At 64.3% G+C, this 14,433-nt stretch carries 11 protein-coding genes; 4 read left to right on the top strand and 7 right to left on the bottom strand.

Annotated elements, in window-relative coordinates; genetic code table 11:
* Window positions 1-573: 573 nt before the first annotated feature.
* The gene (locus V3330_RS10245) at window positions 574-2,823 is read right to left on the bottom strand and encodes a xanthine dehydrogenase family protein molybdopterin-binding subunit (protein ID WP_354695323.1); all 2,250 of its coding nucleotides are present in this window, start codon (window positions 2,821-2,823) and stop codon (window positions 574-576) included.
* 176 nt (window positions 2,824-2,999) lie between these two features.
* Here V3330_RS10245 and V3330_RS10250 point away from each other — a divergent pair, with 176 nt between their 5' ends.
* Window positions 3,000-3,860 carry an SEL1-like repeat protein gene (locus V3330_RS10250; protein ID WP_354695324.1) on the top strand — a complete coding sequence of 287 codons (861 nt, stop codon included), beginning with the start codon at window positions 3,000-3,002 and terminating at the stop codon, window positions 3,858-3,860.
* A gap of 46 nt (window positions 3,861-3,906) precedes the next feature.
* Here V3330_RS10250 and V3330_RS10255 read toward each other — a convergent pair whose 3' ends face one another.
* The 4 genes from V3330_RS10255 to V3330_RS10270 all read right to left on the bottom strand — a co-directional run bounded on the left by V3330_RS10255 (window position 3,907) and on the right by V3330_RS10270 (window position 8,776).
* Window positions 3,907-4,455 carry a TlpA family protein disulfide reductase gene (locus V3330_RS10255; protein ID WP_354695325.1) on the bottom strand — a complete coding sequence of 183 codons (549 nt, stop codon included), beginning with the start codon at window positions 4,453-4,455 and terminating at the stop codon, window positions 3,907-3,909.
* Window positions 4,456-5,196: 741 nt separating this feature from the next.
* Window positions 5,197-7,392: a xanthine dehydrogenase family protein molybdopterin-binding subunit gene (locus V3330_RS10260; protein WP_354695326.1), complete on the bottom strand. Its 2,196-nt coding sequence runs from the start codon at window positions 7,390-7,392 to the stop codon at window positions 5,197-5,199.
* A 1-nt stretch (window position 7,393) separates the two neighbouring features.
* Window positions 7,394-7,858 (bottom strand): (2Fe-2S)-binding protein, encoded by a 465-nt coding sequence (locus V3330_RS10265; RefSeq protein ID WP_354695327.1) that lies wholly within the window; start codon window positions 7,856-7,858, stop codon window positions 7,394-7,396.
* 234 nt (window positions 7,859-8,092) lie between these two features.
* A complete protein-coding gene (locus tag V3330_RS10270; RefSeq protein WP_354695328.1) occupies window positions 8,093-8,776 on the bottom strand; it encodes a Pycsar system effector family protein in 684 nt (227 codons plus the stop codon).
* 174 nt (window positions 8,777-8,950) lie between these two features.
* On the opposite strand from V3330_RS10270, the gene V3330_RS10275 reads away from it, so the two are divergent.
* Window positions 8,951-10,813, top strand: coding sequence for a DUF885 domain-containing protein (locus tag V3330_RS10275; RefSeq protein WP_354695329.1), 1,863 nt, complete (start codon window positions 8,951-8,953; stop codon window positions 10,811-10,813).
* Complete coding sequence (locus tag V3330_RS10280; RefSeq protein ID WP_354695330.1) at window positions 10,810-11,685, top strand: ATP-grasp domain-containing protein; 876 nt, start codon at window positions 10,810-10,812, stop codon at window positions 11,683-11,685. The genes V3330_RS10275 and V3330_RS10280 overlap by 4 nt, the downstream gene beginning before the upstream one ends.
* Before the next feature lie 39 nt (window positions 11,686-11,724).
* On the opposite strand, the gene V3330_RS10285 is transcribed toward V3330_RS10280, so the two are convergent.
* Together V3330_RS10285 and V3330_RS10290 are read right to left on the bottom strand one after the other, a co-directional pair.
* Window positions 11,725-12,450: a methyltransferase domain-containing protein gene (locus V3330_RS10285; protein ID WP_354695331.1), complete on the bottom strand. Its 726-nt coding sequence runs from the start codon at window positions 12,448-12,450 to the stop codon at window positions 11,725-11,727.
* A gap of 47 nt (window positions 12,451-12,497) precedes the next feature.
* Window positions 12,498-13,172, bottom strand: coding sequence for a TetR/AcrR family transcriptional regulator (locus V3330_RS10290; protein ID WP_354695332.1), 675 nt, complete (start codon window positions 13,170-13,172; stop codon window positions 12,498-12,500).
* Window positions 13,173-13,273: 101 nt separating this feature from the next.
* On the opposite strand from V3330_RS10290, the gene V3330_RS10295 reads away from it, so the two are divergent.
* On the top strand, window positions 13,274-14,356 hold the full coding sequence (locus V3330_RS10295) for a CDGSH iron-sulfur domain-containing protein (protein WP_354695333.1): 1,083 nt from the start codon (window positions 13,274-13,276) through the stop codon (window positions 14,354-14,356).
* The last annotated feature ends 77 nt before the right edge of the window (window positions 14,357-14,433 follow it).

Here is a 14,433-nt window from a genome sequence, read left to right on the forward strand (position 1 = left end):
CCCCTCAGGGGACGGCGTAAACCCTTCCCTGGGGCCTTCGCGCCGCCGTCCTGGCGGCGAGACCCCTGAGGGGAACGCGCCGCATCACCTGCCTGGGCAGAAGTGAATACTTACGGTGGCAAATCCTCAATCCCGTACCACTGCTTCAGCGCTCAAATTCACTTCTGCCTTTCTGTTCGCCCCGCCAAGGTCTCTGCAGCCCAGCCGGGTGATGTGACATGCCCCTTCCAGGACTGTCGAAAACAGGACGTTTTCGATCAAGGCCCCAGGGACGGGTTTATGCCGGGTCCTGGAAGGGGCATGTCACAGCGCGCGGCGGACCTCAGTGGCACCCATCACCTGATTTTCATGAGGCAAAGGTTCACTTCCGGGCGAGACAAAAAGAGGAGAGAGCCCGGAACCCGTGTGTCCTGGAAGCGGTAGGTCACGGCATGCGGCGGACCTGTCAGTACATTGAGGGGTAGGTCACCGAGTGCGGTTTGCCCGGATGTCGTGAGTGGAACCGGCCCTGATTGGACAGCGGGTCTTCAGTATCGGATATGCAGACCGCCGCGATGGGCTGGTGGTCCGGAATCAGGACGGAGCTCGCAGCGAGTCCCATTCCTTGAGCAGTGGCAGCTTGCGGAACCGGTAACCGGTTGCCGCGTGCATCGCGCCCGCGAGCGCCGGGGCGATGGTGGGGGTTGGGGGCTCGCCGATGCCGCTGGGCGGGTGATCGCTGTTCACCAGCCAGGCCTTGATCACCGGCGGTGCCTCGTCGATGCGCATCAGGCGGTAGTCGTGGAAATTGCTTTGTTCCACCCGCCCGCCACTGGCTGTGAGCTCGCCGTACAGAGCCAGGGAGAGACCGAAAATCGTCGCGCCCTCGATCTGTTGGATCACGCCTTCGGGATTGACGATGCGCCCGCAGTCGACCGCGGTGTCGACCCGCACGATGCGGAAGGAGGCATCCGGCTGGATCTCGATTTCGACCACCGAAGCCGCGTAACTGTAGAAACTGTTGTGCGCGGCAATCCCGCGGAAGCGATTGATTGGCAGGGGTTTGCCCCAGCCTGCACGTACTGCCACCTGTTCCAGCACATTGCGGTAGCGGCCGGTGTCCACCGTCAGGCCGTTGAATGACTCGAGCGGGTCGCGCGGCTCATTGGGCGCCGGGAACTCCCGATCGTGGTTCAGCAGCCGGAGCCGGTACTCCACCGGATCCCTGCCAGCCACGAAGGCCAGCTCATCAACGAAGGAATTGATTGAAAAGGCGTGCCACACATTGCACACCGAACGCAGCCAGCCGATACGAATCGGGATCGGGGCCTTGCAGCCTTCCACCGATACCACCGGCACGTCGAACGGCATATTGGTCCAGCCCATGCCCAGTTCCCAGGGCATCGGCTCGTCCAGGCCCGGTTCCCACATCCAGTCGATGGACGGATAGGCAGCCCGCATGCGCCAGCCGTTGGGCACGCCGTCAGGCCCCAGCCGGGCGGTCATGCGCTGGACCGACTCGGCGTGGAAATAGTCGTTGCGGATATCGTCCTCGCGCGTCCACAACAGCTTCACCGGAGCACCGGCCTGGCGCGACACCTCGACCGCTTCCAGCACGAAGTCGAATTGCGACTTGCGCCCGAAACCGCCGCCCAGCAGAGTGACATTGACGGTGACCTGGTCCGGTTCCACATCCAGCCATTCGGCGACCAGCCGCCGGGTGTCGCCAGCGTCCTGCACCGGCGCCCAGATCTCGCAGCTCCCGTCCTCCCGCACCCAGGCGGTGGCCACCGGTGGTTCCATTGGCGCGTGCGCCAGCATCGCGGTTTCGTAGGTCGCGTCGATCAGGGGGCCGCTGCCTTCGAGCCCGAGTTCGATATCGCCACGCCGCAGGTGTGGTGTGCCCGGCTTCTGGACACTGTCGCGCAGGGCTTCACGGTAGGCGTCGGTGGCGTGGTCGGCGTGCTGGCCGAGATCCCAATCGACCTGGAGTGCGTCGCGTCCCCGTATCGCCGACCAGGAGTTGTCGGCCACCACGGCGATGCCCTCCTCGGGCCGGAATTCCCGCGTGTGCGGCGAGTACGGAATCCGGTAGAACGCGCTGACGCCGGGTACCGCGATCGCTTCGTCGGGGGTGTAGTCGACCACTCTCGCATCGAACACCGGTGCGCGCGCCACGCAGGCGTACTTCATTCCCGGTATGCGCACGTCGTAACCGTACTTGGCGCGGCCGGTGACAATGTCCGGCAGGTCCACACCACTCGCCGGCTGGCCGATATAACGGAACTGCGACGGGTGCTTGAGCCGTAAATCGGTCGGTACCGGCAGCCGAGCGGCGTCGGGCAGCAACTCGGCGTAGCTGCGGCGCTGCTCGGAGCGTTTGTGACGCACTTCGTGCCGGTCGGCCTGCACTTCCACCACCGGTACGTTCCAGTAATCGGCGGCGGCCTGTTCGAACATCATCCGCGCCGCGGCGCCGGCCCGGCGCAGGGGGTCGAACATCAGGCGGACGGACTTTGAACCGTCGGTGTTCTGGTCGCCGTAGCGGGGATGACCGACGGCTTGTTGCAACGTGATCTTTTCCAGGTCGGCTTCGAGCTCGTCCGCGACGATGCGCGGCAGGCTGGTGCGCACGCCCTGACCCATTTCACTGCGGCTTACCGTGATGATCACCTGGCCATCCGGTTGGAAAGCGACGAACACGTTGGGCACGAAAACCGGTGCGGCATCGTCCGCTTCGACAGCGGCTTGCAGAACCGGTACGTACACGCCCAGGACCAGCAGGCCACCAGTGGCGCCGGCGGACTTGAGCAGGGAACGGCGGGTGATTTTTTCGACGGTCATCGGGGAAGAAAGCCTGTGGTGCGCGAATGCGCCGCCCAATATACCCGAGAGTGGGCTGCCTTCGCAGCGTTGCCGCCGGACAGCGCTCGAAGTTGAACTACGTAGCTCTTCGTAGTATAAAAACCGCAACACCGAACACGAACAGTCATTCACTTTACGGACGGAGGAGCGTGGTCATGCCATTTGTCGAGAGTCGATTCTTCGAGGCCGCCTTTCGCACTGGACCTGGGTCGGGCTGCCGCGCCCGCCCGGGAAAATTCTCCGTATTCGCGGTCGTTTTGCTGATGGGCGGGCTGGGTTTTCATGCGCCTGTTTTCGGTGGTGAGGATGCCGACCAGCGCGCTGCGGCGCGGGCCGATGCCGACTATGCCGAAGGTGACCACCACCGAGCCTTCCGGCAGTACGTGCGGTTGGCGAAAAAGGGTGATCCGTTCTCGCAGTACCGCGCTTCCTACATGTATCTGATGGGTGAAGGTGTGGAACAGGATCTCGTCAACGCGTTTGCCTGGGCCGTGCTGGCGGCGGAGTCGGAAGCCCCGCAACTGGAAACCTATCTGGGCGAGGTCAAGGACCGGATTCCGGTCGACCAGAGGGAAACCGCGCAGAAACGGGCCGAGAATTACCTGCGCCAATGGGGCCGGGTGGCGCTGGCCGTGGAGGCCCGTCGCAAGGCCGATCGCCAGATGCGTAGCTGCACGGGCTCACGGCTGGGTACGCGCTGCGATGAAGTGTACGCCGTGCAGATGCCGAAGTTCTGGTCCACCAATCCGGGCACCGGCAATGGTGCCGACGGCGGCAGCGCGGCACCGTCCGGTTCGGTCAGTGGCGCCGTGGACGGAGGCGGCGGCGCGGTCCGCGATGCCGGGCATTATCGCGAATTACGCGACTACGCTGCGCGGCTCGACCGCTTCATTGAACAGGAGGCGGGAAACGTCGAACTGCGGGAGTTCGAGGTTCTCGAGCCGGGTGACACCGGCAATGCCGGGCAGCGAAGCACAGCCCCGACAGAGGCAGTGGACGAAGCCAGCGACAGTTGATTACCCCGGGCCGGTCACGGGCCGTGTGCAACCGCGGGTCGCGGCTTCAGTCCAGTAGCAGATCCAGTGAGCGCCGCAGGCGGGCGGCCCAGAACGGAGCGCCCCGAGCCGCCTTCTGGTAGTGCTTCATGCCCTCGACATCGCCGCTGGCCGCAGCGGCGGCCTCGGGCGGAATCCGCATGCGGTCGAATACGACACGGCCGCTGGCATCGGCGAGAAACAGACCCGGCGTGCCCTTCACCCCCCACATCTCCGCCGCCCGGTCGGCGTCCTCGACCAGCCGGAAGTCATAGCCGTATTCGGCCAGTAGCGCGGCGGGATCGCCATCCTCCCGAATGGTGAGCGCCACCACGTCCACCTGACCGGGGTATTCCTCGAGAATGCTCTGCAGGTGCGGCATCACTGCCTTGCAGTACGGGCACCAGGTCGCCCAGAAAAGCACGATGGTCGGTCGTTCGAGGTCCTCCGGATAGCGGAAGGTATCTCCATCGGAATGGATAACCGTAAATCCGGGTGGCTGCCAATCGGTCTGGAATTCGGCCGGCCGGTCGCAGCCCGTCACTGTGATGGCGGCAGCGATTGCGATAATCGACATGGCTCTTCGCCATGCAATGCGGCTCGTCCGCTGTGTATTCTTGCGGTCTCTTGGGTTCATGGTTCTCTTGACCGGGGAGTCCGCCGGAATCATTCAGCTCTCTGAAGTAATCGAGCACAGATGCCTGCCGCCTCGTCCAGAGTTCTGGTTCTGGCCAGTATTTTTTCCACCCACTCCAAATTCATTTGCCATTGCTGCTCATATCTCAAATTCTCGCCCTGGCAAGGGGGCGACTTCCTCGGCTTGCAAATGCCGAATTACTTCACCCGCCCGGTGATGCGTGCGTTCAACGTCAGCCATATGTGCTGAAAAGAAACTGACTAACCTCGATTAGGCTGGCGCTTAACTACAGTTCTTCAGGTGGCTGGGTGCAGTAGCCTTGAGACCTTGTTGGTTTCGCGTTAGTTCAATTCCGCTCATCTGGAAGGCTCATGCAAAACGCGCCCTCGAGCAGGCAGGCGCTGCGGCACATTCCCCTCAGGGGACACGGGCTACGGCTTCGTTCCCTTACTCATTTCGCTCCGCTGCGCTCAATCCGTGCGGTCACTCTAGCCTGCCCTGCATAAACCCATCCCTGGGGCCTTGATCGAAAACTTCCTGTTTTCGACAGTTCTGGAAGGGGCATGTCACAGCGCGCGGCGGACCTCAGTGGCACCAACCCCTGATTTTTGAAGGGACGAAGGTTCACTTCCGGACGTCCCGCGATGGTCTCCAACCAGAGTCGATAACCTGCCCGGAAACCTATACGGGCTCTGCTGCGGCGAACGGGACCTGGCGGTAGCGTTTGCCGCTGGCTGCGAACACCGCGTTGGACAATGCCGGGGCGAAGGTCGGAACGCCGGGTTCGCCCAGGCCGGTGGAGCGGTAATCCTGGCCGATGAAGGCCACGTTGATCACGGGCGGCGTCTCGTGGATGCGGAGCACCGGGTAATCGTGGAAATTCGAGTTCACGACGGCTCCGTCCTTGAACTTCAGTTCGGTCCGCAGTGCCAGTCCGAGTCCCATGACCACCGCGCCTTCCATTTGCGCGGTCGCGATATCCGGGTTCAGCACCAGGCCGCAGTCGACCGCGCAGTCCACCCGGTGTACATGGATCTCATCGCCCTGCACTTCGGCGTGCACGGCCATGGCGGTGTAGCTGTGATAGCTGTGGTGGACGGCCAGGCCCAGGCCGTGACCGTCGGGCAGGGAACGGCCCCATTCGCCCATTTCGGCGGCTTTGTTGAGAACGGCCAGCGAGCGCTGGGCCTGTTCGCGGCGCGGCTCGTCCGAGGGTGCGGTGGCCAGACTGCGCTCGTAGATGCGGCGGTAGAAGGCCAGCGGATCGGCACCGGCCTTGTGTGCCAGTTCGTCGGTGAAGACGTTGAACGCGAAACCCCAGAAAATGTCGTACACGGCGCGGTACCAGCCGATGCGGGTATGCGCGATCGATTCGCCCGACTCGACACGCAGGTTCGGGACGCCGTAGGGGTGACCGGTCACCTGCGCCAGTTCGCTCTCGCCGGGCCGGGTGACGGAGGGGTCGAACAGCGAGGAGATGGGCGGAAACGCCGCCCGGTGCAGCCAGCCGGTGAGGTTGCCTTCGGCATCGACACCGGCCTCGATGTGCTGGGCGCTGCAGGAATGGTAGTAACCGGTCCGGGTATCTTCTTCACGCGACCAGGTGAGCTGCACCGGCGCCTTGATCGCCTTGGACAGCGCCACCGCTTCGGTGACGTAGTCGCATTTGAACTTCCGGCCGAAGGCGCCGCCGGCCATCATCACGTGAACGATGATGTCCTCGGGCTGGCGGCCGAGGTAGTCGGCGATGGTGTTCTGGATTCCCTGTGGATCCTGGGTTGAAGCCCAGATTTCGCACCGCTCGTCGGTGACCCAGGCCGCGCTGGCCATGGGTTCCATCGGCGAATGCGACAGGTGACCACCGACATAAGTGGCCGCGTGGCGTACCGTGGCGTTTTCGAACGCCGCATCCACATCGCCGCGGTCGAGCACGGCTTCGCCCGGCGCCTCCACGTTGCGCACCAGTTCCTGTTTGTAGGCGTCGGTGTCGTAATCGCCGTGTGGGCCGCGCTCCCATTCGATGTCCAGTTTGCCGACCGCCTGCTGCGCCAGCCAGGTGTTGTCGGCGACCACTGCCACGCCGCCCAGGGTACCGAACGGCTTGTTGTAGCGCGGAATTTCCACCACCGCGGTAATGCCGTCGATGCCGGTGAGTGCCGACTTGTCCAGGGATTTCAGGCTCCCGCCCATGACCGGTACGTGGCGGATGGCGGCGTATTTCATGCTCGGCAGTTTCACGTCCGCGCCGTACACACGCGTGCCGACGACGACCTCGTCCTGGTCGTGGCGCGGCAGTGGCTTGCCGATGTAGCGGAATTCGTCTTTCGACTTCAGCGCCGGCTCTTCGGGCACGGGCAAAGCGGCGGCCGCGTCGGCCAGCTCACCGTAGCCGAGTTCGCGATCGTCCTGCCGGTTGCGCACCACGTGGTTGTCCGCGTAACAGTCGGTGGCGGCCAGCCCCCAGGCCTGCGCGGCGGCTGCGACCAGCATTTCACGCGCGGCGGCGCCGGCCTGGCGCATCGGTTCCAGCATGATGTTGATGCTGCGCGAACCACCGGTGCCCTGCGGGCCGTATTTCTTGTCGCCGTCGGCCTGCAGCACGGTGACGCGTGCCCAGTCGGCTTCCAGTTCGTCGGCGACGGCGGCCGGTAGCGCGGTGCTGATGCCCTGGCCCATTTCACAGCGTCCGCACCACAGGGTCACGGTCCCGTCTGGAGCGACGTGGACGAAGGCATTGGGCTGAAAACCGGTGTCGCCGCCGGTGGCGGCCGACAGCGGCAGGGCCACGCTGACAGTCAGCCCGCCGATGGCGAGCGATGAGTGTTTGATGAAGTCACGGCGACTGACGCCGCCGGACAGCAGTCTGGTGGCGCTCATCTCAGGCCTCCTGCATCGACTTTGCGGCGTCCTGGATGGCGCTGCGGATGCGAAGATAGGTGCCGCAGCGGCAGATATTGCCCTGCATCGCGGCATGAATCTCGTCCAGGCTCGGGTCCGGGTTACGTTCGAGCAGGTCGGCCGCCGACATGATCTGGCCGGCCTGACAATAGCCGCACTGCGGCACGTTGTTCTTGATCCAGGCGATCTGCAGGGGGTGGGAGCCGTCCGGCGACAGGCCCTCGATGGTGGTCACCTTTTTGCCGAAGGCGGCGCTCACCGGGGTCATGCACGAGCGCACGGCATTGCCGTCCAGGTGGACAGTGCAGGCACCGCACAGGGACATGCCGCAGCCGTACTTGGTGCCGGTGAGTTCGAGCACATCGCGGAGATACCACAGCAGTGGCATGTTGCCGTCGACATCGACGGTGTGGTCCTGCCCGTTGACGGTGAGGGTGTTGCTCATGAACTTACTCCGGTCGGCTTTCCTGGTGCGGCTTGCGCAGACGATGGATTCACTTTACTGCGCGAACTGCGACCCTGCAATGCTCGCTGGAACCAGCGCGCGTCTTGATCGAAAACCACGCGGTGAATCGCGTTCGGACGGGTTGATCGCCGGGCCGGGCTTCGGGGCTCAGTCCGCGAACAGCGGCATATTCTGCTCGGTTCGCAACCGCAAAATCTTACCGGATACGCGGATTCAGCCCAGTTGTTGGGAGACCCATACGAAGACACCCAGAAACGATGTGACACCGAATATCAGGGCAAACATGAAACTGGTGTACGCGTAGCGCAGCAGGGCGAACTTCTGGTTCAGCACGCCGCCCAGTCCGTGAATGTTGCGGATCATGGTGTCGTAGACCAGGGTTTTGTCGGCCATCAGGTCTTCCATGCCACGGGTGAAGTCGTCCTCGCTCATGTTGGCGAAGTTGCCGAAAAACAGGATGTTGCCTTCGCTGTGGCGCAGGTCTTCGAGACTGATGGGCAGGTGGCTGACCCGCGGCCGCGCGGCGAGTATCGCGAAAACGATGGAAATCATCGAGCCCACCAGCAACAACGCGGTCGGCAGCAACAGCCACGGGTTGGCATCCAGCTTGGGCGCGACCGATGCGATGATGATCGACATGATGATGCCGTTGATGCTGATCATCATGTTGGCCTTGTTGTCGGCCAGGCTGGTCAGCTCCATCTGCACCCGGTAGGCGCTGCGGAACATGGTTTCGATTCCGCGGGCGGTGCCGGGCGGTTTCTTCGGTTTGGACGGATCTTCAGTGGGGTCCGGCCAGTCGGCCACGGCCGCGGACTTTGCGGCCTCGGCCGCGGCATGCAGGGCCGTTTCGGTTTGTTCCAGTTGCGCCTGTGCGCGTTGCAGGTCCTTGCTCATCGTGTGCTCAACCATGCTGACGGCGGTGACGTCTGTCCGTGCATGATATCGCATGCAAGCCGGCACGCCACGTTCGCGCGAACCGCTCCGCCCGACGCGCCCGCTGGCAATTCGCGGCGGGGATGTCACAATCGCGGGCTGATGAACAAATCAAAATCAAATGGGAGTGCGTCAATGACCCCGAAGGGACTGCGTCACGGAACCCGGATTCTGCTTCCCGCGCTGGTCGTCCTGGGCCTGCTGTGCGGTTGCGGACCGAGCGAAGAGGAACAGGCGGCGCAGCGTGCAGCGGATGAGTCGGCGGCGCGGGCCGCCCTTCAGGCCGAGCGGGCCGCAGCCGCGCGCGACGTCGTGGCCCTGGCCGACGACTACGTGATCGCCTACTTCGACCGTCACCCCGAGCAGGCGCCGGTTTCGGGCGCGCCGGATCCCGCACCCGACCGCCTCACGGACAACAGCCTCGAAGCACTGGCCCGCTGGCAGATTCTCGAACAGGACCTGCTGGCCCGCCTCGATGCGATTCCCGGGGAAGCGATAACCGCTCCGGCCGCGCGGATCACCGCGGACCTGCTGCGCCACCAGCTCGAAAGCAATATCAACCGGGCGGTTTGCCGGCAGGAACTGTGGCACATCAGTCCAACCTGGACCGGCTGGCTCGCGGAGTTCACCGTGCTGGCGGACAAGCTGCGCATGGAAACCGCCGAGGAACACATCGACACGCTGAACCGGATCAGCCAGATGGCGGACTACGTCGACACCGAAATCGTCAACCTGCGCGAAGGTGTGGAACTCGGTTACACGGCGCCGGCCAACAGCGTGGCGGCCGTGGTCGGTCAGCTCGATGCGTTTCTGGGTCTGCCGGTCGAGGAAACGCCGTTCATGGTCGCGGCCGCGAACGCGGATATCGGTTTTCGCGGGCGGCTGGCCGTGACCCTGGAAAACGAGGTGTTGCCGGCTTTCGCGCGTTACCGTGATTACCTGGCCGAAACCTATGCGCCGTCGGCGCGCGAGACCATTGGCGTTGACGCCAATCCGAACGGTGCGGCCTGCTACCGGGCGTCGGTCCGCTACTGGGCCACGGTCGAGCTGGGGCCGGAGGAGATTCACCGCATCGGGCTGGAGCACATGGAACGGGTCATGGCCGAATTGAGCGAGATCGGCGCGCGCAGCTTCGACGAGCCGGATCCGCTCAAGTTATTGCAGTTGGTCAAGACCGACCCGCAATACCTGTTCACCGGCCGGGCTGATATGGTGGCCTATGCACAAGCGGCGCTGGCGCGGGCCAAGGCCGTGCTGCCGGACTGGTTCGGCCGGGTGCCCGAAGCTCCTGTCATCGTCGAGCCCTACCCGGAGTTTCAGGAGCGTACGGCGCCGTTGGGCCAGGCCGTGCCCGCGGCCCCTGACGGCAGTTCGCCGGGGAAATACCTGATCAACACCTATCGGGCCGAAAGCCAGAGCAAGGCCGGCCTCGAAGCGACCGCATTTCACGAGGCCTACCCGGGCCACCACACGCAATTCACCATCGCGCAGGAGCGCACCGACCTGCACGACATTTCCCGTTACTTCTACCTGTCCGGCTTCGGCGAGGGTTGGGCGCTTTACACCGAACGCCTGGCCGATGAGATGGGCCTGTACGGTACCGACCTCGACCGGGTGGGGATGCTGTCCAACGAGGCCTGGCGGGCTGCACGCCTGGTGGTGGATTCCGGCATTCATGGCCTGGGCTGGTCGCGTCAGCGGGCGCTGGATTACCTGAATGCGCACACCGCCAATTCACGCGCCGGTAACGCGGCCGAAATCGACCGCTATATCGCCGTGCCCGGCCAGGCGACGTCCTACCTGCTCGGTGCGCTGGAAATCCGCCGCCAGCGGGAGCGGGCGGAAGCCGCGTTGGGTGAAGACTTCGACATCCGGGCGTTTCACGACCGGGTGCTCGAAGACGGCGCCGTGCCGCTGAATCGCCTGCAGGCCAAAATCGATGCCTGGGTCGCTGACCGCGAGGCTTCGATGGGGGCGGCGGAGACCGGTGCGCGGTGAGCCGCAGGCTGGCTTTTCTGAGCCTGGATCAGTCCGGCGATTTTGTCATTGACGACGATCTCGCGCTCGCACCCCTGGCTGACCTTGGCTGGATCCCGGAGGTGGTTTCGTGGCGCCAGGACCGCACGCCGTGGGAGGAATTCGCCGCGGTCATCATCCGCTCGACCTGGGATTACTGGGATGACGTGGAGGCTTTCCTGGCGACCCTGGCCGCCATCGACCGGGCGACCCGGCTGGCCAATCCCCTGGGCCTGGTGCGCTGGAACCTGGCGAAGACCTACCTGCGCGAACTGGAACGCGCCGGCGTGCCCATCGTGCCGACGCTGTGGCTGGACGGCGTAACGGAGCAAACGCCCGCGGAATGCAGGGCGCGTCTCGGCAGCGACGAAATCGTCATCAAGCCGGTGGTCGGCGCCAATGGCGAGGATGCTTTTCGGCTGTCCGGCCCGCTCTCCGACGCCACGCTGCAACAGGTCGCCGCCCGTTTCCCAGGCCGACCGGCGATGGCGCAGCCGTTTGTCCGTGGCGTCATCGATGAGGGGGAATACTCCCTGTTTCATTTCAGCGGTGAATTCAGCCACGCCATCGTCAAGCGTCCTGCGGACGGTGAATTCCGGACCCAGGAGGAGCGCGGAGCGGAGATTCAGTCGGTCGTGCCCGAGCCGGCCCTGGCAAACGCCGCCCGGCGTGCGTTGGACACACTGGACCCGGCGCCCCTCTATGCCCGCACGGACCTGGTCCGTGACGCGGACGGAAGCTTCTGCGTGATGGAGCTGGAACTGATCGAGCCTTCGCTGTATCTGCGCACCGATCCCAACGCGCCCGGCCGTTTCGCCGAGGCCATCGACCACTGGCTGACGGCGCAAACCTGACCGGCCCGGGAAGGTGCCGGGCCAGGGCCGGCGCGGCGTTCAGGGTATGTGGCGGGCGACGAAGCCCCGACGGGCGGCAGGACTCATGGGCTCGAGGCCGCTGCGCGGCGGTACCTGCAGAAAGTCTTCACGTGCCATGCGTGCGTAATACCAGTGCAAATAACCCGAAGCCGAAACGTAGGCGATTTTTTCGGCCGGTATATCGGCCAGGATGCCGATGTCGAAATTGGGCGGCAGGCGCAGCATCACCTCGCGGCCGGGCAGGCGCCGGGTCAGATCGACGAGATTCAAGCCGGCCAGTTCCAGGTCCGCAAGCCGTGTGACCGGCCGCTTGAGGTAGTCTCCGGGTCCGGCACCCCATGGCGGGTCCATAAACAGCGTGTGAATATCGTCCGGAAGCGCCGCCAGGGTCGATTCGGCGGTCGCGTCTGCGGCGCGAAAGTCGATGCGATCCGCTACTTCGTACAGGCGGGCGTTGTGCCGCGCCATCGCCACCCGGCGAGGGTCGATTTCCACCGCGGTGACCTGCTGGCCGCAACGCGCGAAGGCAATGGACATGGCGCCGATTCCGGAACATAGGTCCAGGGTGGCGCCGCCACCGGCACGGCGGGCCATGTCCATTGCGTGATTCTCCGGCACCATGGTGTACAGGCCGGTGGCGTCCACCTGCGCCTGGTCGAAGCGGCTGAACAGCGCGTGGCGCATGTCCCAGTAGATCTGGTATTGCGGACCAAAGGGGCAGGTGTTCCGGTTTTCAGGGCTCACGGTTTACGCAGAGAGGTATTCGGTTCCGGGTGCAGCGCGGCCGGGAATCAGCCGGCCGACGCCAGTGCGTCGCGCGGCAATTCCGCAACCAGGGCGTGGATGGTTTCGTGAGAGGTCCGGGTCACGTCTTCGAAGCCCACGGTGATGTAGGGGGCGAGCATGTGCAGGATCATGTCGTAACCCTGGCAGATGGCCTCGGCGTCGAACTCCCGGCCCGAGAACTCGACGAAATTCGGCCAGTTGTCCGAGATGATCCAGGTGGCGATCACCACCGGGCGCAGCATTGCGCGGTCGGCTCCAAAATCCATGATGCCCTGTTCGGCCAGGGTGGTGAGAAACCTGCAGATGGCGTCGATCCGGCGTTCGCGGTGCTCGCGATAACGCCTTCGCAACAGGGAGTCCTGGCGCAGCAGGGCCGCCATCTCGCGGTAGAAGAACTCGAATTCCAGGATGAGCATCGACTGGCGTACGTACATCTTCGCCATGTGCTCCAGGGTGGGTTCGAGGTGGTCCGCCGGCCATTCGTCGTGCATGGCATGGCTGATGCGCTGAAATATGGCGTAGACGATTTCCGCCTTGTTGCGGAAGTGGTAGTGCAGATTGCCGCGGGAAATACCGCACTCCGCGGCAATGCGATTGGTCGATATGTTGCTGCTGCCATGACGGTTGAACAACGCCAGAGCGGTATCGATGATCAGTGCCTGGGTCTCGCGCGTCGCCATGTTACGAGCTGGGGCTGACTCCCTAAAATGGTTATCGCAATTACTATAATCGACCCCGTAGCATCATGCATACTGGTAATTTTGGATAATTGACTTTCATCATGAATGAACCCGTCGTCGCGGCCACCAAGCCCAAGCTCGTTACCCTCAAGCAGGGTCGCCCGTACCTGTGGTGCACCTGCGGACGCAGTCAACAGCAACCCTTCTGCGACAATTCGCACGCCGGCACCGGGTTCGAGCCGCTGCGTTTCAAGCCTGAGCGCAGCGGTGATTTCCTGTTGTGCCAGTGCAAGCACACCGGCGATGCGCCGTATTGCGACGGCAGCCACAACAACCTCGGTGACGGGTACGAGGAAGCCAGCGAAGAGGAAATCGCGGCCAGCGCGCACTTTCCGGTCACGCCGCGGGATGGCGTCGAAGTCGGCAAGGCCCTGCTGGACGGCGGTTGCTACGTGCGCACCGTGGACCCCGACGCGCTGCGGCAACAAGGCAATATCGCCTGGTCGCCGATGATCGCCCCGGAAGACGGCGCCAACTGCCTGGCCTTGTACTATCTGGAAGCGCGTGACTCCTCGGATAGCGGTGCAGACCGCGCCATCATGGCGTTTCCCGGCAGTCATGTGGCGCTGTTCGTGCTCGAAGGCGAGGGTGAGATCCATATTTCCGGGCGGACTTTTCCGGTCGGGGCGGAACAGGGGGTTTACATCGGCGCCGACGAGGCCTTTTCGATCGAACCGTCCACCGGCAGCGGCACATTGCGCACCACGATCACGATCTGCCCGCAATGCGAGGAACCCCGCTGGCTCGACCAGATGCCCGAAAACTTCAACGCCGAGCTGGATGAACGCGTGTTCGCGTTCGACCCCGCCAAGCGCGAGCCCATGGCCGATCGTTTCTATCAGGTTTTGATCGACGACAACACGGGCGGAGCCGACATGACCCAGTTTCTGGGCGAAGTGCCGAAATCCCGCGCCGCCGGCCATCATCACCTGTACGAGGAAACGATCACCATTCTCAGCGGTGAGGGCTACATGTGGACGGAGGGGGCGCGGGCCGCGGTGAAGCCCGGCGACGTGATATTCCTGCCCCGCCGCCAGCAGCACTCGCTGGAATGCACCAGTGAAGGCGGCATGCGGCTTGTTGGCGTGTTCTTCCCCGCCGGCAGTCCGGCGGTGAACTACTGATGCCCCGCGATGCACGGATTGGGCGGGTGCGGCCGGTGACGCAACGGCAGGCGATGCCGGTTTTGTTCGTCCCGGCG

Origin of the sequence: Elongatibacter sediminis, assembly GCF_037892215.1 — a bacterium.
Lineage (GTDB): Bacteria > Pseudomonadota > Gammaproteobacteria > Xanthomonadales > SZUA-36 > Elongatibacter > Elongatibacter sediminis.

Coding starts and splice junctions, on each gene's coding strand:
- V3330_RS10245 (WP_354695323.1), bottom strand. CDS start 2,823: ATGACCGTCGAAAAAATCACCCGCCGTTCCCTGCTCAAGTCCGCCGGC.
- V3330_RS10250 (WP_354695324.1), top strand. CDS start 3,000: ATGCCATTTGTCGAGAGTCGATTCTTCGAGGCCGCCTTTCGCACTGGA.
- V3330_RS10255 (WP_354695325.1), bottom strand. CDS start 4,455: ATGTCGATTATCGCAATCGCTGCCGCCATCACAGTGACGGGCTGCGAC.
- V3330_RS10260 (WP_354695326.1), bottom strand. CDS start 7,392: ATGAGCGCCACCAGACTGCTGTCCGGCGGCGTCAGTCGCCGTGACTTC.
- V3330_RS10265 (WP_354695327.1), bottom strand. CDS start 7,858: ATGAGCAACACCCTCACCGTCAACGGGCAGGACCACACCGTCGATGTC.
- V3330_RS10270 (WP_354695328.1), bottom strand. CDS start 8,776: ATGAGCAAGGACCTGCAACGCGCACAGGCGCAACTGGAACAAACCGAA.
- V3330_RS10275 (WP_354695329.1), top strand. CDS start 8,951: ATGACCCCGAAGGGACTGCGTCACGGAACCCGGATTCTGCTTCCCGCG.
- V3330_RS10290 (WP_354695332.1), bottom strand. CDS start 13,172: ATGGCGACGCGCGAGACCCAGGCACTGATCATCGATACCGCTCTGGCG.
- V3330_RS10295 (WP_354695333.1), top strand. CDS start 13,274: ATGAATGAACCCGTCGTCGCGGCCACCAAGCCCAAGCTCGTTACCCTC.